General features: G+C 73.0%; 20 protein-coding genes. 11 read left to right on the top strand and 9 right to left on the bottom strand.

From position 1 onward, the window contains the following. Positions 1-26: 26 nt before the first annotated feature. Positions 27-1061, bottom strand: coding sequence for a DMT family transporter (locus tag ACZ6AA_RS12450; RefSeq protein ID WP_468462267.1), 1035 nt, complete (start codon positions 1059-1061; stop codon positions 27-29). Between the two features lie 74 nt (positions 1062-1135). On the opposite strand from ACZ6AA_RS12450, the gene ACZ6AA_RS12445 reads away from it, so the two are divergent. Then, entirely contained in the window at positions 1136-2038 is a 903-nt protein-coding gene (locus ACZ6AA_RS12445) for a LysR family transcriptional regulator (protein ID WP_468462269.1), read from the top strand. Between the two features lie 116 nt (positions 2039-2154). Here the strand turns inward: ACZ6AA_RS12445 and ACZ6AA_RS12440 are convergent, their stop codons facing one another. Then, positions 2155-2622: a pyridoxamine 5'-phosphate oxidase family protein gene (locus tag ACZ6AA_RS12440; RefSeq protein WP_468462271.1), complete on the bottom strand. Its 468-nt coding sequence runs from the start codon at positions 2620-2622 to the stop codon at positions 2155-2157. A 308-nt stretch (positions 2623-2930) separates the two neighbouring features. On the opposite strand from ACZ6AA_RS12440, the gene ACZ6AA_RS12435 reads away from it, so the two are divergent. Then, positions 2931-3575: a cysteine hydrolase family protein gene (locus ACZ6AA_RS12435; RefSeq protein ID WP_468482188.1), complete on the top strand. Its 645-nt coding sequence runs from the start codon at positions 2931-2933 to the stop codon at positions 3573-3575. Positions 3576-3621: 46 nt separating this feature from the next. Here the strand turns inward: ACZ6AA_RS12435 and ACZ6AA_RS12430 are convergent, their stop codons facing one another. Together ACZ6AA_RS12430 and ACZ6AA_RS12425 are read right to left on the bottom strand one after the other, a co-directional pair. Beyond that, complete coding sequence (locus ACZ6AA_RS12430) at positions 3622-4188, bottom strand: Rieske (2Fe-2S) protein (protein WP_468462275.1); 567 nt, start codon at positions 4186-4188, stop codon at positions 3622-3624. Between the two features lie 32 nt (positions 4189-4220). After that, positions 4221-6527 (bottom strand): S9 family peptidase, encoded by a 2307-nt coding sequence (locus tag ACZ6AA_RS12425; RefSeq protein ID WP_471457800.1) that lies wholly within the window; start codon positions 6525-6527, stop codon positions 4221-4223. 98 nt (positions 6528-6625) lie between these two features. Here ACZ6AA_RS12425 and ACZ6AA_RS12420 point away from each other — a divergent pair, with 98 nt between their 5' ends. From ACZ6AA_RS12420 to ACZ6AA_RS12390, 7 genes are all read left to right on the top strand, one after another. Then, positions 6626-7402 carry a HipA family kinase gene (locus tag ACZ6AA_RS12420; protein WP_471457799.1) on the top strand — a complete coding sequence of 259 codons (777 nt, stop codon included), beginning with the start codon at positions 6626-6628 and terminating at the stop codon, positions 7400-7402. A gap of 107 nt (positions 7403-7509) precedes the next feature. Next, complete coding sequence (locus ACZ6AA_RS12415) at positions 7510-7863, top strand: DUF3037 domain-containing protein (protein WP_468462289.1); 354 nt, start codon at positions 7510-7512, stop codon at positions 7861-7863. 232 nt (positions 7864-8095) lie between these two features. Next, a complete protein-coding gene (gene fabG / locus ACZ6AA_RS12410) occupies positions 8096-8857 on the top strand; it encodes a 3-oxoacyl-ACP reductase FabG (protein WP_468462281.1) in 762 nt (253 codons plus the stop codon). Between the two features lie 46 nt (positions 8858-8903). Further along, positions 8904-9659: an SDR family oxidoreductase gene (locus tag ACZ6AA_RS12405; protein WP_468462283.1), complete on the top strand. Its 756-nt coding sequence runs from the start codon at positions 8904-8906 to the stop codon at positions 9657-9659. A gap of 172 nt (positions 9660-9831) precedes the next feature. Beyond that, on the top strand, positions 9832-11418 hold the full coding sequence (locus tag ACZ6AA_RS12400; protein ID WP_468482191.1) for an ABC transporter substrate-binding protein: 1587 nt from the start codon (positions 9832-9834) through the stop codon (positions 11416-11418). A 115-nt stretch (positions 11419-11533) separates the two neighbouring features. After that, a complete protein-coding gene (gene ung, locus ACZ6AA_RS12395; RefSeq protein ID WP_468459668.1) occupies positions 11534-12217 on the top strand; it encodes a uracil-DNA glycosylase in 684 nt (227 codons plus the stop codon). A gap of 225 nt (positions 12218-12442) precedes the next feature. Continuing rightward, positions 12443-12937, top strand: a complete 495-nt coding sequence (locus ACZ6AA_RS12390; protein WP_468459667.1) for a hypothetical protein — start codon at positions 12443-12445, stop codon at positions 12935-12937. Positions 12938-13122: 185 nt separating this feature from the next. On the opposite strand, the gene ACZ6AA_RS12385 is transcribed toward ACZ6AA_RS12390, so the two are convergent. Both ACZ6AA_RS12385 and ACZ6AA_RS12380 read right to left on the bottom strand, forming a co-directional pair. Further along, positions 13123-13659: a hypothetical protein gene (locus ACZ6AA_RS12385; protein ID WP_471457796.1), complete on the bottom strand. Its 537-nt coding sequence runs from the start codon at positions 13657-13659 to the stop codon at positions 13123-13125. 102 nt (positions 13660-13761) lie between these two features. Continuing rightward, on the bottom strand, positions 13762-14376 hold the full coding sequence (locus ACZ6AA_RS12380) for a TetR/AcrR family transcriptional regulator (protein ID WP_471457794.1): 615 nt from the start codon (positions 14374-14376) through the stop codon (positions 13762-13764). 114 nt (positions 14377-14490) lie between these two features. Here ACZ6AA_RS12380 and ACZ6AA_RS12375 point away from each other — a divergent pair, with 114 nt between their 5' ends. Continuing rightward, entirely contained in the window at positions 14491-15729 is a 1239-nt protein-coding gene (locus ACZ6AA_RS12375; protein ID WP_471457792.1) for an FAD-dependent monooxygenase, read from the top strand. A 10-nt stretch (positions 15730-15739) separates the two neighbouring features. Next, complete coding sequence (locus ACZ6AA_RS12370) at positions 15740-16645, top strand: Gfo/Idh/MocA family protein (RefSeq protein ID WP_471457790.1); 906 nt, start codon at positions 15740-15742, stop codon at positions 16643-16645. Here ACZ6AA_RS12370 and lnt read toward each other — a convergent pair. The 3 genes from lnt to ACZ6AA_RS12355 form a co-directional block, all read right to left on the bottom strand. Next, on the bottom strand, positions 16569-18176 hold the full coding sequence (gene lnt / locus ACZ6AA_RS12365) for an apolipoprotein N-acyltransferase (protein WP_471457884.1): 1608 nt from the start codon (positions 18174-18176) through the stop codon (positions 16569-16571). The genes ACZ6AA_RS12370 and lnt overlap by 77 nt on opposite strands. Positions 18177-18368: 192 nt before the next feature. Further along, complete coding sequence (locus ACZ6AA_RS12360) at positions 18369-18848, bottom strand: nuclear transport factor 2 family protein (RefSeq protein ID WP_471457788.1); 480 nt, start codon at positions 18846-18848, stop codon at positions 18369-18371. A 294-nt stretch (positions 18849-19142) separates the two neighbouring features. Next, on the bottom strand, positions 19143-19322 hold the full coding sequence (locus ACZ6AA_RS12355) for a hypothetical protein (RefSeq protein ID WP_078619226.1): 180 nt from the start codon (positions 19320-19322) through the stop codon (positions 19143-19145). Positions 19323-19479: the final 157 nt, after the last annotated feature.

Genomic DNA, 19479 nt, shown 5'->3' with positions numbered 1-19479 from the left:
GGGTGCTCCGCGTCCCCCGGTGCGCCTTACGTCCCCTGGGCTGCGCGGGCCCGCGGTCTCGACTGGGTGAGTGCCGCGCCCGCCAGGATGACAACGGCTCCGACGGGCGTCGTCCAGGTCAGCGACTCGCCGAGCACCGCGACGCCCGCCGCCGTCGCGATGACGGGGATGAAGTACGTGACCATCTGGGCCATCGTCGGGCCGACCTCGGCGACGATGCCGTACTGGATCAGCAGCGCGATGCCCGTGCCGAGCGCGCCCAGGGCGACGATCGCGAGCAGCGGCACCACCGGGAGGTGGTTCGGCATGGACGTGAACAGGGGCGTCACGACGGCCAGTTCGAGGGTGGCCAGGAGCAACTGCGTGCCCGTCAGGGCGAGGTTCGAGTGGCCGGAGCCCGCCAGTGTGCGACGGACGTAGATCCAGCCGATCGGATAGCTCAGCGAGGCGAGCAGTGCCATCGCCGTGCCGCGCGGCTCCAGGTCGCTGAAGCCCTGCCAGGCGCCGAGCACCGTGAGCACGCCGACGAAGCCGAGCGCGAGCCCCGCGACCCGGCGCCGCGTCGGGCGGTCCTCGGAGAGCGCGGCGAGCGAGAGGACCATGCCCCACAGCGGTGACGTCGCGTTGCAGATGCCCGCGAGCGTCGAGGGGATCGTCAGCTCGGCGTAGGCGAAGAGGGAGAACGGCAGGGCGTTGAGCAGCAGGGCCGCCACCGACAGATGGGCCCAGGTGCGCGGGGAGCGCGGCAGCCGCTCGCGCTTGACGACCAGGACGGCGGCGACCACCGCCGTGCCGAAGAACAGCCGCCCGAAGGTGACCTGGAACGGCGCGTACCCCTCCGTGCCGACCTTGATCAGGAGGAAGCTGAAGCCCCAGATCAGGGACAGGAAGGCGAAGCGGACGCGCCAGTCCAGGGTGCGGCGCCCGACGGGCTCCGTGGGCCTGGCGGGCTCCCCGGGTGTGGTGGACGCGGCGTGTGTGCCGGGAGTGGTGCGTGGGTCCGACGCGAGGGTCGGCTCGGGGACGGACATCGGCGCGGAAGGGGCCGCGGAGGTGCTCATGCACGCCACCATGGGGCATCCGACGTCTTAGTACAAGCGAGATTTATTGCCCTGTATCGCGTAGCATCGCTTACATGTTGAACCTGGAGCGCCTGCGGACCCTCGACGCCCTCGCCCGGCACGGATCGGTGAGCGGCGCCGCGGCGGGCCTGCATGTCACCACGTCCGCCGTGTCCCAGCAGATGACCAAGCTGGAGCGGGAGGTGGGCCAGCAACTGCTCGCCAAGAACGGCCGGGGCGTGCGCCTCACCGACGCCGGACGGCTGCTCGCCGAGCACGCCGCGCGCATCCTCTCCCAGGTCGAGCTGGCCCAGTCCGACCTGGAGCGGCAGCGCGGCCAGGCGGTCGGCGAGCTGCGGATCTCCGCGTTCCCGACGGCGATGCGCGGGCTCCTGCCGGCCGCCCTTTCGTCCCTGCGCGTGCGCCACCCCGGGCTGCGCGTCAGCGCCCAGGAGCTGGAGCCGCAGCAGGGGGTGAACGGCGTGGTGCGCGGCGACCTGGACCTGGCGGTGGTCCTCGACTGGTACAACAAGCCGCTTCCGGTGCCCGATGGCCTGATGAAGGCACCGCTCATCGACGACCCGGCGGACGTCGCGATGCCGGTCGCCCACCCGATGGCCGACCGCCCCGAGGTGGACCTGGAGGACTTCGCGGACGACGAGTGGATCACGTGGGCGGAGGGCGAGTTCTGCCACGAGTGGCTGATGTTCACGCTGCGCGCGAAGGGCTTCGAGCCGCGCATCGGGCACCGCGCGGAGGAGCACCACACCCAGCTCGCGCTGGTCGCGGCGGGGCTCGGGGTCTGCGTGGCGCCGCGGCTCGGCCGCGACCCGATGCCCGCGGGCGTGCGCACGGTCCCGGTGCGGCACCGGGTGCGGAGGCATGTGTACGTGGTGTGGCGCGCGGACGCCGACCGGCGGCCCTCGATCCGGGCGGCCGTGGAGGCGCTGCGGGTGGCGGGGGCGGGGCTGGGGTGAGGGGGTGTCGGCCCCTTGGGCGAGGGGTGGTTGGGCTGAACCAGGGGTGGTGGGGCTGGGCGAGGGGCGGCCGGGGTGGCCTGGGGTCGGACTGAGGCCGACCCACCGCACAGGTCCTAGAGCTGCGCCAGCTTCCGGAAGTCCCAGGAGGCGATCGCGTCCGGCCTGAGCCGCAGCCACGCGTGCCGGCCGTCGTGCACCATCTCCTCCAGGCCGAAGTTCTTCCGGGCGAACAGCCGCTCCGGCAGGTCGAGTTCCGGGCACGGCTCCCCGGTGCGCGGCACCTCGCCGACGAACTCCGCGGTGCCGGTCAACTCCACGCCGCGCAACTCCCCGTACTGCTCACCGGCGTCGACCACGACGGCGACGCGCGGGTCGCGGCGCAGCTCGGCCCAGCGCTTGCTGCGCGTGATCGAGTACAGCCACAGGGATGTGCCGTCCCACGCGAACCACAGCGCGCTGACGTGCGGGGCGCCGTCGGCGGACACCGTCGCGACCCGGCAGGTGCGTTCGGCGGCGAGGAAGGCGTCCACCTCGCCCGGCGTCATCATGATCCGGCGACCGCGCCGCTGTGTGGTGGCCATGCGTCGTCCTCCCGTTGCCGAAGAGCCCGTCTCGTCGCTCAGACCGACAGCGGACGGCGCGACTGCCGGACCGGGCAGCAGACCGCACACCGCGCGACCGCCCGACCGGGTGGGCAGACCGCACACCGCGCGACCGCCGGACCGGGCGCCGACCGCATGACTGACTGAGCGTCAGAGAAGCATGGGGCGTCTTCCTTCGTGACGCAATGCCGGTTAGCCTCCCGCGCACCGCGATCTCCGCCCGCGGGGCACCGCTGCCCGGCAGGCGCGCGGCACCGGTCGGCCCGTGGTCCGCGACAGGGGGAAGCATGCCGTCGTACGCACAGCTCAAGGAGATCGTCGACCCCGCGAGCACCGTCCTGATGACCGTCGAGTGCCAACAGGGCGTCGTCGGCACCGACAGCGCGCTGCCCGAACTCGCCAAGGAGGCCCGCTCGTCCGGCGCGCTCGGCAACGTCGCCCGCCTGGTGCACGCCGCGCACCTCGGCGGCGTCCAGGTCCTGCACGCCGTCGCCGAGCGCCGCCCCGACGGACGCGGCGCCAACCGCAACGCGCGGCTCTTCCGCGCCGCCGAACGGCTTCCCGTGCAGCAGCTGTCCGGCACTACGGCCGTGCGGATCGCGCCGCCGATCGAGGTCGCCGAGGAGGACTTCGTCGTACGCCGCCTGCACGGCCTGTCGCCGATCGCGGGCACCGACGTCGACGCGCTCCTGCGCAATCTGGGCTGCCGCACCCTGGTCGTGACCGGCGTCTCGGCCAACGTGGCGATACCGAACGCCGTCTTCGACGCGGTGAACCTCGGCTACACCGCCGTGGTGCCCGCCGACGCCATCGCGGGCGTCCCCGCCGAGTACACCCCCGCCGTCGTCAAGAACACCCTCGCCCTGGTCGCCACCGTCACCACGACGGAGGAGATCCTCGGCGCATGGCAGGGGCCGCGCCGCTCCGGGTGAGCACCCGGCGCGACGCGGCCCTCGCCGACCTCGGAGAGCTTCCGCGTCAGGCCAGCTTGATCGAGTCGCCCTCGACGGTGATCTTCGTCGCGGGCAGCGGCTTCGGCGCCGGGTTCTGCTTCACGCTGCCGTCGGTGATGTCGAACTTGCTGCCGTGACAGGGGCAGTTGATGGTGCCGCCCTCGACGCTCGTCACCGGGCACCCCTTGTGCGTGCAGCGGTTCGAGAAGGCCTTGAACTCGCCCTTCTTCGGCTGGGTGACCACGACGTTCTCGTCCTTGAAGATCTTGCCGCCGCCCACGGGGATGTCCGCCGTCTTGGCGAGCACGGCACCGCCGCCACCGCCGCCCTCGTCCTTCTCGGAGGCCTCACCGGCGGGCTCCGACGAGTCCTTGCCGTCGTCCGAGCCGCAGGCGGCGAGCGCGGCGGCCAGGCCCGCGGCACCCGCCGCGGCGACGACGGCGCGACGGGTGGGGCTCGGGGATCCGGCGGAGTGCGAGGAGGTGCTCAGGCAGAGGCCCGAGGGGCGTGCGGAGAGGGGGGTGGTGGGGCTGTCCGCCGTCGGCAGGAGCGGCTCGGCGGTGTCGGCCCTGTCTTCCCTGGAAGCAGTCATGCCGGATGGTACGGACGGCGGCGCCGGGTTGTTCAGACGTTCAAGGACTTTTTCAGGAAGTCGAGCTCCAGATTCAGCAGATTGGCCGCAGCGTCCTCCTGGGCCACCAGATGGCTCGCCCCGGGCAGCGGCAGGACCGTGTGCGGCCGCCCCGCCGCGAGCAGCGCCGACGACAGGCGCAGCGTGTGCACCGGCAGGACGTTGTCGTCGGACAGGCCGTGGACCAGCATCAGCGGACGCGACAGGCGGTGCGCGTGCGCCACCAGGGAGCAACGTTCGTAGTGCGCGGGTTGTACGTCCGGGTGCCCCAGGAAGCGCTCCTTCCAGTGCGTGTCGTACAGCCGCAGGTCCGAGGGCGCGGCTCCGGCCACCGCCGCGTGGAAGACGTCCGGCCGGTGCAGCACGGCGCCCGCCGCGAGATAGCCGCCGAAGGACCAGCCCCGGATGCCCACCCGCTCCAGGTCGAGGTCGGGGAACAGCTCGGCCGCGGCCCGCACCGCGTCCACCTGGTCGTCGAGGACGGGCGTCAACTGATCGCCGTACACCTCGTGTTCCCAGCCCCGCCCGCGCCCCGGCGTGCCCCGCCCGTCCGCGGTCAGCACCGCGAAGCCCTGCTCGGCGAACCACTGGGCGACGACCGTCCACCACGCGCGCGCGTGCGTCACGAGTTGGACGGAGGGGCCCGAGTACGGACACAGCAGGACCGGCAGTTTCCCGGAGCCCTCCTCGTGCCACGACGGCAGGAACAGCATGCCGCGCACCGCACGTTCCCCGAGGGCGAGATGACGGGGGTTCGGCTTCACGACGGGCTCTTCGGAGAGCACGGCTATCCGCCCCGCGGGCCGCCCGTCGCGCAGCACGGTCACCGTGTGTCCGTCCGGTGTCCGGCTGTCGAGGACGACGGTGTCCCCGCCGACCGCCGCCGTGTGCACGCCCGGGCCCCGGCTGAGGCACACCGGGGCGGTGGTGCGGACCGGACCGTCCGCCGCACCGGCCACCGACCACGACCAGACGTGCGCCTCCGTGGGCTCGTCCGACGCCGTCAGCCACACCCGCTCGCCCACGATGGCGAGCACGGCGCGCACATGCAGTCCCGGCGGCGTCTCCACGCTGCCCACGCGCAGGCCCGCCGTGTCGGGGTCGACGAGCCGGTGCAGCACGGGCGTGCCGTTCGCGAGGCGGGCCGGGGTGCCCGGGACGAGGTCCAGCCACGGGCTCTCGTGCCGCTGGTCGACCTGGCGGCACGCGCCGCTCTCCGGGTCGACCTCCAGGACGCACGCCGTGCGCTGGTCGCGGGTCTGGAGGGTGACGAGGGGGCCGTGCGCGTCCCAGGAGGCCCGCAGGACGTAGTCGAAGGCGGTGTCCGTCCAGGCGGGCGCGTTGTCGTCCCCTGAGCGCTCCGAGGCGTGCTCGGAGCCGTGCGAGTGCACCGAGGTTCGATCCGCGGCCTCTGACGCGTTCGCTGCCTCCGACGCCTCCGACGCCTCCGACGCCTCCGACGGCGTGCGGACGGCGACGCGCGAGCCGTCCGTCCGCAGGACGTGCAGGGTCGTCTCCGCGTTGTCGGTGCCCGCCGCCGGGTACGGCACCGAGCGTGGCGGCCGCTCCGGGTGCGCCGGGTCGGAGAGCCACCAGCGCTGCACGCGCGCGGTGTTCACGCGCGCGACCAGCAGGGCATCGCTGTCCGGCGACCACCAGAACGCCCGGTGCCTGTCCATGGATTCGGCGGCGACGTGATCGGCGAGCCCGTACGTCACCTCGTCGCCCTCGGGCTCGGCCAGGGCCCGGTCGCCGGTGCCGTCGGCGCCGACCACGCGCAGGGCGCCCCCGGTGACGTACGCGATGAGCGAGCCGTCGGGCGAGGGGCGCGGGTCGACGACGGGGCCCGGGGTACCGATCCGGCGCGGCGCGCCGCCGTCCGTGCGGACCGTCCACAGGGCGCCCGACACCGCGAAGGCGACCACGCGCGCGTAGTCGTCGGTGGCGAAGGACACCACTCCTTGGGAGGCCTCCCGCGCGCGTTCCCTGCGCACGCGTTCGGCCTCGGGCACCGGCCCGGCGGCGCCCAGCGCGAGCGGATCCGCGAGCATCCGCTCGCCACCGGGCCCGCCCTCGGCGCGTTCGCCCGCCGAGGCCCCTGCCCCTGCCCCTGCCCCTGCCTTTTTCCCCGCATCGGCCCCGACTTCGTACAGCCACAGCCTGCTGACCGGGTCGTCGCCCGCCGTCGAGCGCACGAACAGCACACGGGCGCCGTCCCGCGACACGGTGAAGCCGCGCGGCACCCCGAACGCGAAGCGGTGCGTGCGGGCGAACTGGGACGGGAGGCCAGGGGAGTTCATGGGGTGACTGTAGGCACCATGGAGGCGTTTCGGCAGGGGGCGGGCGAGGGCTCCAGGGGAGCGGCCGGAGTGTCGGACCTCGGCAGTAACCTGGGGCGATGCTCACCGAAGTCACCGCCGTCCGGTACGTCACGCCGCTGCGTGAGGGCGGATCGCTGCCCGGACTCGTCGAGACCGACGACGGCCGCGGCGCCTACGAGACGTACGTCATGAAGTTCACGGGCGCGGGCCAGGGCCGCAAGACGCTCGTCGCCGAGGTGATCTGCGGGCGCCTCGCCCACCACCTCGGGCTGCGCGTGCCGGGACTCGCGGCGATCCGGCTCGACCCGGTCCTCGGCCTCGGCGAACCGGACCAGGAGGTGCAGCAGCTCCTGAAGTCGAGCGGCGGGCTGAACCTGGGCATGGACTACCTGCCGGGTGCCCTCGGCTTCGACCCGCTGGCCTTCGAGGTGGACCCGCTGGAGGCCGGGCGCGTCATCTGGTTCGACGCACTGATCAACAACGTGGACCGCTCCTGGCGCAACCCGAACCTGCTGGTGTGGCACGGCGACGTCTGGCTCATCGACCACGGCGCGAGCATGATCTGGCACCACAACTGGCCGACGGCCCCGACCGCGGCCGCCAAGCCGTACGACGCCGCGGACCACGTCCTCGCCCGGTACGCCCCCGACCTCGCCGCGGCCGCCGCCGACCTGGCCCCCCGGGTCACCGCGGACCTGCTCGCCGAGGTGACCGCCGACGTGCCCGACGCGTGGCTGGCCGACGAGCCGGGCTTCGACACACCGGACGAGGTGCGGCGCGCGTACGCCGAGACGCTGCTCCCGCGCGCGCAGAGCATCCACGAACGCATCACCCTGGAAGGCGCCGCGAAGTGAGCGAACCGACTGAGCCGACCGACACGACTGAGCCGACCGGCACGACTGAGCCGACCGGCACGGCCGAGCCGAACAGCGCCCCCGCGCGGGACGTCTTCGAGTACGCGCTGCTGCGCGTCGTGCCCCGCGTGGAGCGCGGCGAGCAGTTCAACGCGGGCGTCGTGCTCTACTGCCGTGCCAAGTCCTACGTGGCCGCCCGCACGCATCTGGACGAGGCGAAGCTGCGCGCCCTGGACCCCGGGGCCGACGCGGCGGGCGTGCGCGCGGCGCTGTCGGCCGTCGAGGGCGTCTGCGCGGGCGGCGCCGCGGCCGGGCAGGCGGCTGGCGACGACGCCGGGCGGCGCTTCCGCTGGCTGATCGCGCCGCGCTCCACCGTCGTCCAGCCGGGGCCGGTGCACACGGGCCTGACCGCGGACCCCGAGGCCGAGGTGGAGCGCCTGGTGGAGCTGCTGGTGCGCTAGGGGCCCGTTCGGCCCGTCGGACAGGCCCTGGGGCCGTCCGGCCGGTTCCGGGCCCGCGGGAGACGTAATGAGTCACAGTGGCCGGGGGGCCGTTGACACCGGGTGTCAGGGCTTCTAGCGTCTCGTCTGCTGAAGGTACTAAGCGGTCGCTCACTTGGGAGTGCCGCGGCACCGCACCTCCAGAAGATCCGCACGGCATGAGAGCCGCACCCCAAGGGCGAGGAGAGCCAGCATGTCCACCACTGAGCAGCGCGTCGCGGTCGTGACCGGAGCAGCGCGAGGCATCGGCGCGGCGACCGCCGTCCGGCTCGCCGCCGAGGGCCGCGCCGTCGCCGTGATCGACCTCGACGAGGCCGCCTGCAAGGACACCGTCGAGCAGATCACCGCCGCCGGTGGCAAGGCGATCGCCGTGGGCTGCGACGTGGCCGACGAGGCCCAGGTCGAGGCCGCCGTCACCCGGATCGCGGCGGAGCTCGGCGCGCCCACGATCCTGGTCAACAACGCGGGCGTGCTGCGCGACAACCTGCTGTTCAAGATGAGCGCGAGCGACTGGGACACGGTCATGAACGTGCATCTGCGCGGCGCGTTCCTGATGTCCCGCGCCTGTCAGGCGCACATGGTGGACGCAGGCTTCGGCCGGATCGTCAACCTCTCCAGCTCCTCCGCGCTCGGCAACCGCGGCCAGGCCAACTACGCGGCCGCCAAGGCGGGCATGCAGGGCCTCACCAAGACGCTCGCCAAGGAGCTCGGCAAGTTCGGCGTCACCGCCAACTCCGTGGCGCCCGGCTTCATCGTCACCGAGATGACCAAGGCCACCGCCGAGCGCGTCGGCATGGGCTTCGAGGACTTCCAGGCCGCGGCCGCCACCCAGATCCCGGTGCAGCGCGTCGGCAGGCCGGAGGACATCGCCAACGCCATCGCCTTCTTCACCGGTGACGCGGCTGGATTTGTGTCCGGGCAGGTCATGTATGTGGCCGGTGGACCGCTCGACTAGCGGCACGCCCGACAAGCACCGGACCAAGCGCAAAGGAACAGGACAGATGGCAGTGCAGGACAGCGGCAAGGCGGCGCTCGTCACCGGAGCGAGCCGCGGCATCGGCTACGGCATCGCGGAGGCGCTGGTCGCGCGCGGCGACCGGGTGTGCATCACCGGGCGCAACGAGGACGCGCTCAAGGAGGCCGTGGAGAAGCTCGGCGCCGACCGCGTCATCGGCGTCCCGGGCAAGGCCCACGACGAGGCACACCAGGCGGTCGCTGTCGAGCGCGCCATGGAGGCGTTCGGTCGCGTCGACTTCCTCATCAACAACGCCGGTACGAACCCGGTGTTCGGGGCGATGGCCGACATGGACCTGAACGTGGCCCGCAAGGTCTTCGAGACCAACGTGATCTCCGCGCTCGGCTTCGCCCAGCTCACCTGGAAGGCCTGGCAGAGCGAGCACGGCGGCGCGATTGTCAACATCGCCTCCATCGCGGGTGTCGCGCCCTCCCCGTTCATCGGGGCGTACGGCATCAGCAAGGCCGCCATGGTCAATCTGACCCTGCAGCTGGCGCACGAGTTCGCGCCGAAGGTGCGGGTCAACGCCATCGCCCCGGCCGTGGTCAAGACCAAGTTCGCGCAGGCGCTGTACGAGGGCCGCGAGGAGGAGGCCGCGGCGGCCTACCCGCTCGGCCGGCTCGGAGTGCCGTCCGACATCGGCGGCGCGGCGGCGTTCCTGACCTCCGAGCAGTCCGACTGGATCACCGGTCAGACGCTCCAGGTCGACGGCGGCATGTTCCTCAACGCGGGCGTCGGCTGACGGAACCGGACATCGGCCGCCGGAACCGGAGGAACCGTGAAGAAGGCCTGGATTTCCGTGCGTACGTGATGTTCTCCCGCATGAAGTGCCCCGTCGGTGAGCCTGGTTGGCACGGCGGGGCACTGCGGTATGGTCTGCCGATCCATGGCACGGCAGACCGAGGAGCGTGCACGTGTTCAGAAGAGTTCCCCCGCGTTGTCGGCGGCCGGTCACCCTGCTCGCGTCCCTGTCCCTCGTCGCCGGCTGCGGTGTGCTGTCCTCCGAGGGCTCGGACGGCGGCGACACGATCACCGTCGGTACGACGAGCGCGCCGAGCACCCTCGATCCGGCCGCGGCCTACGACGGCTCGTGGGAGCTGTACCGGAACATCTTCCAGACGCTCCTGAGCTTCCCCTCCGGCGCCACCGAGCCCCAGCCCGACGCGGCGGAGCGCTGCCGGTTCACCGACGGCAGCAGCATGGTCTACACGTGTACGTTGCGCGCGGGGCTGAAGTTCTCCGACGGCCACGAGCTGGACGCGCGGGCCGTGAAGTTCTCCATCGACCGGATGCGGCGCATCGACGTCAAGGGCGGTCCGGCCGGACTTCTGGGCGCGCTGCGGACCGTGCAGACCAAGGGGGACCGGACCGTGGTCTTCCGGCTGCGCAAGCCCGACGCCACGTTCCCCTTCGTCCTCGCCACCCCCGCCATGTCGATCGTCGACCCCCGCGAGTACCCGGCCGACAAAATACGCGAGGGCGACGAGATCAACGGCTCCGGGCCATACACTCTCGAGTCCTACCAGACTGGTGACCGGGCCGAACTCACCAAGAACAGCCACTACGAAGGCGCCGCCGACCGCAAGAACGACGCCGTGACCATCCGCTACTTCCGCGACTCCGACTCCATGGTCGAGGCACTGCGTGACAAGGACGTCGACGTCACCTTCCGCGGTCTCGCGGCGCGGGACATCGTGGCGCAGCAGGGCCCGGACAAGTCCAGCGACATCCGGCTCGTCGAGGGCGCCGGCACCGAGATCCGCTACCTGGTGTTCAACCCGAAGGACCGATGGGCGCGCAAGCCCGCCGTGCGCAAGGCGTTCGCCCAGGTGATCGACCGCGGCGCGATCGCCCACAAGATCTACAAGGACACCGTGGAGCCGCTGTACTCGATGGTCCCGCGCGGTGTCACCGGGCACGGCACGAGCTTCTTCGACGCCTACGGCGACCCGAGCGTGGCCAAGGCACGGCGGATCCTGGCGGCGGCGGGCATCACCGAGCGCGTACCGCTCACGCTCTGGTACACCACCGACCGCTACGGCTCGGCGACCGAGCCGGAGTTTGCCGAGATCAAGCGGCAGCTGGAGGCCTCGGGCCTGTTCGAGATCACGGTCAAGGGGCGGCCGTGGAAGGAGTTCGACGCGGCCTACAAGCGCGGTGAGTACCCGGTCTTCGGGCGCGGCTGGTTCCCGGACTTCCCGGACGCGGACAACTTCATCGCGCCCTTCGTGGGCGAGCGCAACGTCCACAACATGCCCTACCCGTCGCGGGAACTCACCGAGGAACTGCTGCCGCGCTCGCGCCGCGAGGCCGACCGGAGCAATGTCGTGGACCAGTTCGAGCGCGCCCAGCGGATCCTCGTCGACGATGTGCGGCTGCTGCCGGTGTGGCAGGGCAAGCAGTACGTCATGGCGAGCGAGGAGATCTCGGGCGCCGAGCGGGCCCTCGATCCCTCGGCGATCATGATGATGTGGGAACTCGGGCGGAAGACGAGCTGGTAGGCGGCGGTTTCCCCGCGGGCACGGGGCCGCGCGGCGGGGCCGGGGGCGGTGGATTGTCAGTGGCCGCCGGTAGGTTCTGTGGTGCAGAAGTGAACGCACCCCGGAGGTTGTTGACGTGACCGACATCGCCATGCTGCCCGCGTCCTGGCGCGGAGTCCTCGGCGAGGAACTGCAGAAGCCCTACTTCAAGGAGCTCACCGAGTTCGTCGAGGAGGAGCGTGCGAAGGGCCCGGTCTTCCCGCCGCGCGACGAGGTGTTCGCCGCGCTGGACGCGACGCCCTTCGACGGGGTGAAGGTCCTCGTCCTCGGCCAGGACCCGTACCACGGCGAGGGCCAGGGCCACGGCCTGTGCTTCTCGGTCCGCCCCGGAGTGAGGACCCCGCCCTCGCTCCGGAACATCTACAAGGAGATGAAGGAGGACATCGGCCTCCCCGTGCCGGACAACGGCTATCTGATGCCGTGGGCCCAGCAGGGCGTGCTGCTCCTGAACGCGGTCCTGACGGTCCGCTCCGGCGAGGCCAACTCCCACAAGGGCAAGGGCTGGGAGAAGTTCACCGACGCGGTGATCCGCGCGGTGGCCGAGCGGCCGGACCCGGCGGTCTTCGTCCTGTGGGGCAACTACGCCCAGAAGAAGCTGCCCCTCATCGACACCGAGCGGCACGTCGTCGTCAAGGGCGCGCACCCCTCGCCGCTGTCCGCGAAGAAGTTCTTCGGCTCCCGGCCCTTCACGCAGATCGACGAGGCGGTGGCGGCCCAGGGGCACGAGTCCATCGACTGGCGCATCCCCGACCTGGGCTGAGCAGGCGGGAGCGCCCCGCGTCGCACCGCGCCTGACCGCGATTGTCAGTGGTGGCCGCTAGCGTCGGAACCGACTCGTGGGGCCGGTGGCCGGACACCGGCCGACGGCCCCACGGCTGACGAACGACCGACGGATCGACTGACAGCTGACGACGGACTGACGTCGGACCTGCCGCGGGGCCCCGCCCGGCCCGCGGCACGTCCGGCGGACGCGGAGGGCGACGCGGTGGCGGAGCGGCAGGAACAGACGACGGACGACGAAGACGCCATGATGACCCGGATCGGGCAGGCGGTCATGCTCCAGCACGCGGGCGACCGCGAGGAGGCGCGGACACGCTTCCTCGTGCTCTGGTCGGAGATCGGCGAGGAGGGCGACGCCCTGCACCGCTGCACCCTCGCGCACTACATGGCCGACACCCAGGACGACCCGGCGGACGAACTCGCCTGGGACCTCAGGGCGTTGTCGGCGGCCCAGGAGCTGACGGACGAACGCGTCGGCGCCCACCACCAGTCCCTCGCGGTGCGCGGGTTCTACCCCTCGCTGCACCTCAACCTGGCCGCGGACTATGTGAAGCTCGCCCGCCCCGAGGCGGCCCGCAGCCATCTGCGCCTGGCCCGCGGCGCGGTGGGCGCGCTCGGCGACGACGGTTACGGGGACGGCATCAGGGCGGCACTGGACCGCCTTGAGGCGCAGGTGGGGGAGGGGGCGGTGGAGGAGTAGGGGCTCCGCCGGGGTGGTTGGCTCCCTGGGGCCAGCCGGGCCAGCCGGGCCAGCCGGGCCAGCCGGGCCAGCCGGGCCAGCCGGGCCAGCCGGGCCAGCCGGGCCAGCCGAGGCGGCCGGGTCGCCCGAGGCCCAGGCCGGGCAGCACGGAGGATCGGGCCCGCTCCGCCGAGGGTCGACCCCGGTCAACGCCCGTACGCCGCCCGGCAGATGGCTGCCTGCGGACTGTCCGGCTCCCAGCCCCCGTGCGTGCGGCCGAGCGCGCACAGGTCGACCTCGGCGCGGATGCCCGGCGGCGCGTCGGAGCGGCGGGGTGTCTCCTCGCCGTCGCGATCGGGGCCCTGAGGGCGGCTGTCATGGCGGCGCGGGGGCGGGTCCAGGCGTCCGCGGTGCTCGTCACGCTCGCGAGCGGCGGTGCCTTCGGTGGGCGAGGGCGACGTGGTCGAGGGTCGGTCGGACGGCGTGGCCTTCGTGCGCGGGGGCGCGGTGCGCGACGGCAAGTCCGCCGGGCCGCCGCGCTCCAGCGCGTCTCGCGCCGGGTCCTGCACCGCCCGCGGCAGCCGACTCGACGGAGCCCGCGGGGGCGTCGCCGGGCCCGCCGACACCGCGCCCCGGCCGCCCGCCCGCTCCACCCCCATGCACCCGGAGAGCGCCAGCACGGCCACGGACGTGGACACAAGGAGCACCGAAGTGGTCACCGAGGCGGTCGTCGATCGCTGCACCCGCGCCACTCTGCTGCCCCCGGCGTGTCCCCGGGCGCCGAACGCGTCCGCATGCCCCGCACGGGTGACACCGGCGCGCGCCGCCGGGCGACGGCTCCCGCCCTACGCCCCTCCACGCCCCTTCCCGTCAAGCAGCCCCCGCAGCAACTCCCCGAAGCCGTCCCGCAGTTCGTCCACCGTCGGAGCCGTCGCGTGGTACGAACCCGCGACGCACGAGAACATCATGCCGTCGCACCACGCCACCAGGGACAGCGTGTGCCGCTCCGGCTCCTTGGAGCCCGCGGCGACCATCAGTTCGCGCAGCGGCTCCCGGAACTGGGCGCCCGCCGAGTCGTAGTACGACCGCAGTTCGGGGCGCCGGGTCGCCTCCAGGGCGAGTTCGTAGCGGGACAGGAGCAGGCCGCGGTGGGCGTCGCCGGTGAGGAAGCGGTGCAGGGCCACGGCCAGGCCGGAGATCAGGGTGTCGCGGTCGCCCGCCGGGTCCGGCAGCTCGCTCGGGGTGAGGACGTCGTTCTCGCGCTCGGCCTGTCGGCGGACCGCGGCCTCCAGGAGGGCGAGCCGGGTGCGGGCGTGGTTCGACGTCGACCCCGGAGGGAGCCCCGCCGCCTCGTCGACGGCCCGGTGGGTGAGGCCGCGCATGCCGCGCTCGGCGAGCAGGGAGAGGGCGGTGTCGGCGATGAGTTCGGTGCGGGCTGTCCCCGTGGCACGTACAGGCATGTGGCCCAGCCTACCGTTCTCACTACAGATGTAGTAGCGTCTGAGTGTCGGCACTACATCTGTAGTTGCCAGCGGTGCTGCCTTTGCCAAGTATGCGCGCGACAAGGAGAGATCATGCCCGGAACAGCGAAATCTCCCCAGCCCCACGCCGTCGTCATAGGCGGTGGGATCGGCGGTCTGACCGCCGCCATCGGCCTGGACAAGGCCGGTTGGCGGGTCACGGTCCTGGAGCGCGCCGTGTCCCTGGAGCCCGTCGGTTCCGGCATCGGCCTCGCGCCCAACGCCCAGCGCGCCCTGGACGTGCTCGGCCTCGGCGACCGGGTGCGCGACCTGGCGGCGTGGCAAGGCGTGGGCGGGGTGCGCGCGCAGGACGGGCGTTGGATCGTGCGGACCAGCGCGGCCGCGACGACGCGGGAGTTCGGTGGCACGCTGGTGCTGCTGCACCGCGCGACACTGGTCGACCTGCTCGTCGCCGTACTGCCTGCGCACTGCCTGCGCACCGACGTCGACGCCCGCCTCACCGACCGCGGGGGCCCCGGCCGCAGGGCCGTCGTCACGACCCCCGACGGCGACATCGAGGCCGACCTCGTCGTCGGCGCCGACGGCATCAACTCCGCCGTCCGCGGGGCCCTGTTCCCCGCGCACCCCGCGCCCGCGTACACCGGCTTCACGGCCTGGCGGCTCATCGTGCCCGCGCCCGAACGCCCCTTCGCGCCGCACGAGACCTGGGGGCGCGGCGGAGTCTGGGGCACCCAGCCGCTCAAGGACGGGCGGGTGTACGCGTACGCCACCGCGCTCGTCCCCGAGGGCGGGCGCGCCCCCGACAACGAGAAGGCCGAACTGGAGCGGCGCTTCGCGCACTGGCACGACCCGATCCCCGGGATCATCGCCGCCGCCCGCCCCGAGGACGTCCTGCGCAACGACGTGCGCCACCTGATCGACCCGCTGCCCGCTCACCACCGCGGCCGGGCCGTCCTCCTCGGCGACGCCGCGCACGCCATGGCGCCCACCCTCGGCCAGGGCGGCAACCAGGCCATCGAGGACGCCGTCGTGCTCGCCCACCACGCGGCACCGCACGCCGACCTCTTCGCGGGCCTCGCTGCGTACAGCGCGGTGCGCGTGCCACGGACCACGGCGATCGTGCGCCGGGCAGCCCGCACCGCCCGCCTCAACCACGTCACCAGTGGCCCCTTGCGGGCGGTGCGCGACGCCCTGGTGCGGACGGCGGCCGGGCTCGGCCCGGACATGGTCATGCGGGGCTTCGCCTCCATCGCCGACTGGCGGCCGCCCCAGCCCCCGTATGCTGCGGGAACAGGCTCGGGGGCGCAGGAGCGTGAACCGGCACGACGATAGGGAGACAGTGGTGAAGGTCGGCTGCATCGGACTCGGCGACATCGCGCAGAAGGCGTACCTCCCGGTGCTCGCCGCCCGGCCCGGCGTCGAACTGCACCTCCAGACCCGCACCCCCGCCACCCTGGAGCGCGTCGCCGCCGTCCACCACGTGCCGGGGGAGCGCCGCCACACCGACCTGGACTCCCTGCTCGCCCAGGGCCTGGACGCGGCCTTCGTGCACGCGCCCACCGCCGTCCACCCCGAGATCGTCGGCCGCCTCCTCGAAGCCGGGGTGGCGACGTACGTGGACAAGCCCATCGCGTACGAACTCGCCGAGTCCGAGCGCCTCGTGGACCTGGCCGAGGAGCGGAACGTGAGCCTCGCTGTCGGCTTCAACCGCCGCTACGCCCCCGGCTACGCCCAGTGCGTCGAGCACCCGCGCGAGCTCATCCTGATGCAGAAGAACCGCGTGGGACTGCCGGAGGACCCGCGCACCATGGTCCTCGACGACTTCATCCACGTCGTCGACACCCTGCGCTTCCTCGCGCCCGGCCAGATCGACGACGTGAGCGTGCGCGGCCGGGTCGAGAACGGCCTGCTCGAACACGTCGTGCTGCAGCTCGGGGGCGCCGGGTTCACCGCGATCGGCGTGATGAACCGGCTGAGCGGGTCCACGGAGGAAATCCTGGAGGTCTCGGGCCAGGACACCAAGCGGCAGGTCCTGAACCTCGCCGATGTCGTCGACCACAAGGGCCAGCCCACCGTGCGGCGGCGCGGCGACTGGGTGCCGGTGGCGCGGCAGCGCGGCATCGAGCAGGTCGTGCTCGCCTTCCTGGACTCCGTGCGCGCGGGCAAGGTGCTCAGCGCGCGGGACGCGCTGGCGAGCCATGAGCTGTGCGAGCGGGTGGTGCGGGCCGTTCAGGATCAGGCCTCCTGAGCGCCCGCGCGCCCTCCGCCGCGCACAGCAGCGCGAGCACGACGAGGGCCGCGTGCACCGGCCAGTCGCCGAACCGCACGTACGGGGTGGTGCCGGTGGCCAGCGGAACTTCGTACTCCGCGGTGCTCGACGCCGATGTGCCGAGCGGCGCGCCGACGCGTTCGCCGCTCGGGCCGTAGACGGCCGAGACGCCGGTGAGGGTGGCGTGCACCATGGGGCGGCCGGTCTCGGCGGCCCGCACCGCCGCGAGCGACGCGTGCTGCTCGGGCGCCCAGCTGTGCTGGAACGACGACGTGGCGGACTGGGCGAGCAGCACCTGCGCGCCCTCGCGCGTGAGGTGGCGGCTCATGTCGGGGAACGCCGACTCGAAGCACACCAGCGGCCCGATCCGCAGCCCCTGTCCCTGGCCTTGACCTCGACCTTGGCCGATGGTCATGACGACGGGCCGGTCCCCGCGCCTGCGGTCCTCGCCCGCGGCCTTGCCGACGGAGGTCGCCCAGCCGAGCAGGGAGCGGGCGGGCACGTACTCGCCGAAGGGGACCAGACGCATCTTGTCGTAGCGATCACCCGTCGGCCCCTGGGGGCCGACGAGCACCGAGCTCTTGAAGATGCCCGGCCGGTCCGAGCGGCGCGCGTCGACGTTCACCAGGATGTCGGCGCCGACCTGCCGGGACAGTGCGGTGATCCGCCCGGCCAGATCGGGCCGCTCGGTCAGGTCGTGGCCCACGCTGCTCTCGCCCCACACCACGAGGTCCAGATCGCGGCCCGCCAGGGAGCGGGTCAGGTGCTCCTCGCGGGCGAACCGCTGGTCGCCGCTGTCGATGCCGTTCATGACGCCGGGCTGGACGACGGCGACGCGGATGTGGCCCGCGGGCTCGGGGCGCGGGGACCAGGTCCAGGCCGCCGTGGTGGCCGCGCCGACGGCGACGAGACCGGCGACGGCGGGGACGCGGGCGCCGCGATGGGCGACGAGCACGGCGACCCCGGTGTTCACGGCCACGACCAGGGCGCTGACCAGCCAGACCCCGCCGACCGACGCGAGTCGCAGCGCGGGCTCGACCTGCCACTGGCTGGAGCCGAGCAGCCCCCAGGGCCCGCCGAGCCCCTCCCAGGACCGCACCAGTTCCACCATCAGCCACCCGGACGGAAGCACGAGCAGCGCGGCGGCCGCGCGCCCCGGGGAGGGCGTACCGCCGATGAGGTGGCGTACGAGCCAGCCCCACGGCGCCCACAGCAGGCCGAGCAGCGCGGCGATGACCAGCGTGAACACATGCAGACTCGGCAGCAGCCAGTGGTGCACGGCGACCATGAAGCCGAGCCCGCCGAGCCATCCGTCCAGGGCCGCGCGACGGCCCGTCGGGGCCGAGCGGGCGAGGAGCAGCCACGGCACGAGCGCGACGTACGCGAACCACCACCAGGAGGGCGCGGGGAACGCCAGGGCGGGCAGGGCGCCGCACAGGGCGGCGAGGGCACCGCGCTGCCACGGCGAGGCCAGGTCGGCGCGCCGCCACGGGGCGGTGCGCTGCTCCATGGTGGTGCGATCACCGCGCCGCCACGCTGTCGCGTCCGCCCACCGCGGCACCCATCGGTGCCGCCGCTTGCTGCCGAGTGCGTCCATGCAGCGCGCCTTTCTGCCCCGATCCGTCCGACGCGGCCGGTGCCCCCCCGCCGTCGTACGTTCAGTGTGCGCGCCCCTGACGATCTAGGACAGGGGGCGCCTGGTTCATGTAACCGGGTCGGACCAGTTCTGTCTGCGCCACTTCTCCTGGACGACGACCTGACGCAGCTGCCAGCCGTTGGTGGTGCGGACAGCGGTGAAGGCGTACCGCCCGCCGCATTCGAAGTCGGGTGCGGTGCCCGCGCTGTCGGCCTTGTCCGCGAACCGCATGGGGTTGGCGTAGTCGGCCTGTATCCGGGCGGTGTCGCCGATGTCCTGGTCGCGGACGTCGAAGTGGATTCTGCGGTTGACGATGAGGTGCTGGCGTACCGCGAAGATCCGCAGGGACTCCGTGAGCCAGTCGGCGACCTCGGACGCGGGTCCTTCGATGCCGCCGGCGGAGCGGTAGTCGGCGCGTCCTTCGGGTGCGAACAGCCGACGGTAGGCGTCCCAGTCGCCGTCGTCGACGGTGATGGCGTAGTCGGTGATGAGGGTGTCGATGGCCAACCGGTCAAGGACTGCGGCGAGTTCCACGCGCTGCGTCATCGGGTCAGTCTTGGGCACCGGGGGTGCGGAGCCAAGAGGCCGGGCGTGAGTCGTTGTGCCGCAGGGGGCCGGGGTGGCTCGATGTGCCCGTCCGGAGGGGCCTGGATGGGGTCGGATGGCCCCGGACGGGTCCGGATGGGTCTGGTCGAGGGGGGAGAGGGTGCGCGCGAGCGGGTCCGGATCGCTCGCGCGCGGTGAGGAATTCCTCGGTGGAGGGCGGACCTCCGGTGCGGTGACGCCGATGGACGGCTCACGTGCGGAAGATGCGTGCGTACCGCCCCCGTTGTGTGCCGCTTACGCGGCCTGCACGATCTCCGCCCGTACCGCCTCGGCCCACTCGGTCACCAACTGCTCGTACTCCCGCCGCTGTTCGACGGAGAGGCGGCCGCCCGCACGCAGCCACAGGCCGCGTATCCGCTCGTTCAACTCGGCCGACGACCGCACGGAACCATGGGGTTGAGGGGTGAGGGGCATGACGTCAAGCCTAGGGGATAGCCCTGACAATCGGAACTGTCAGCTACCGCACACCTGCGGCACGTGATCGCGCCGGGGCGACGCAAGGCGCGCGCGTCCGGCGCGAGTTGGGGCAGGCGCGCTGGTCAGCGGGGCGGAGGGAGGCCCTTGGGGCCGG

Source organism: Streptomyces sp. NPDC040610 (genome assembly GCF_055594065.1).
The sequence above is the reverse complement of the archived record's forward strand: the minus strand, read 5'-3'. Positions and strand labels throughout refer to the sequence as shown.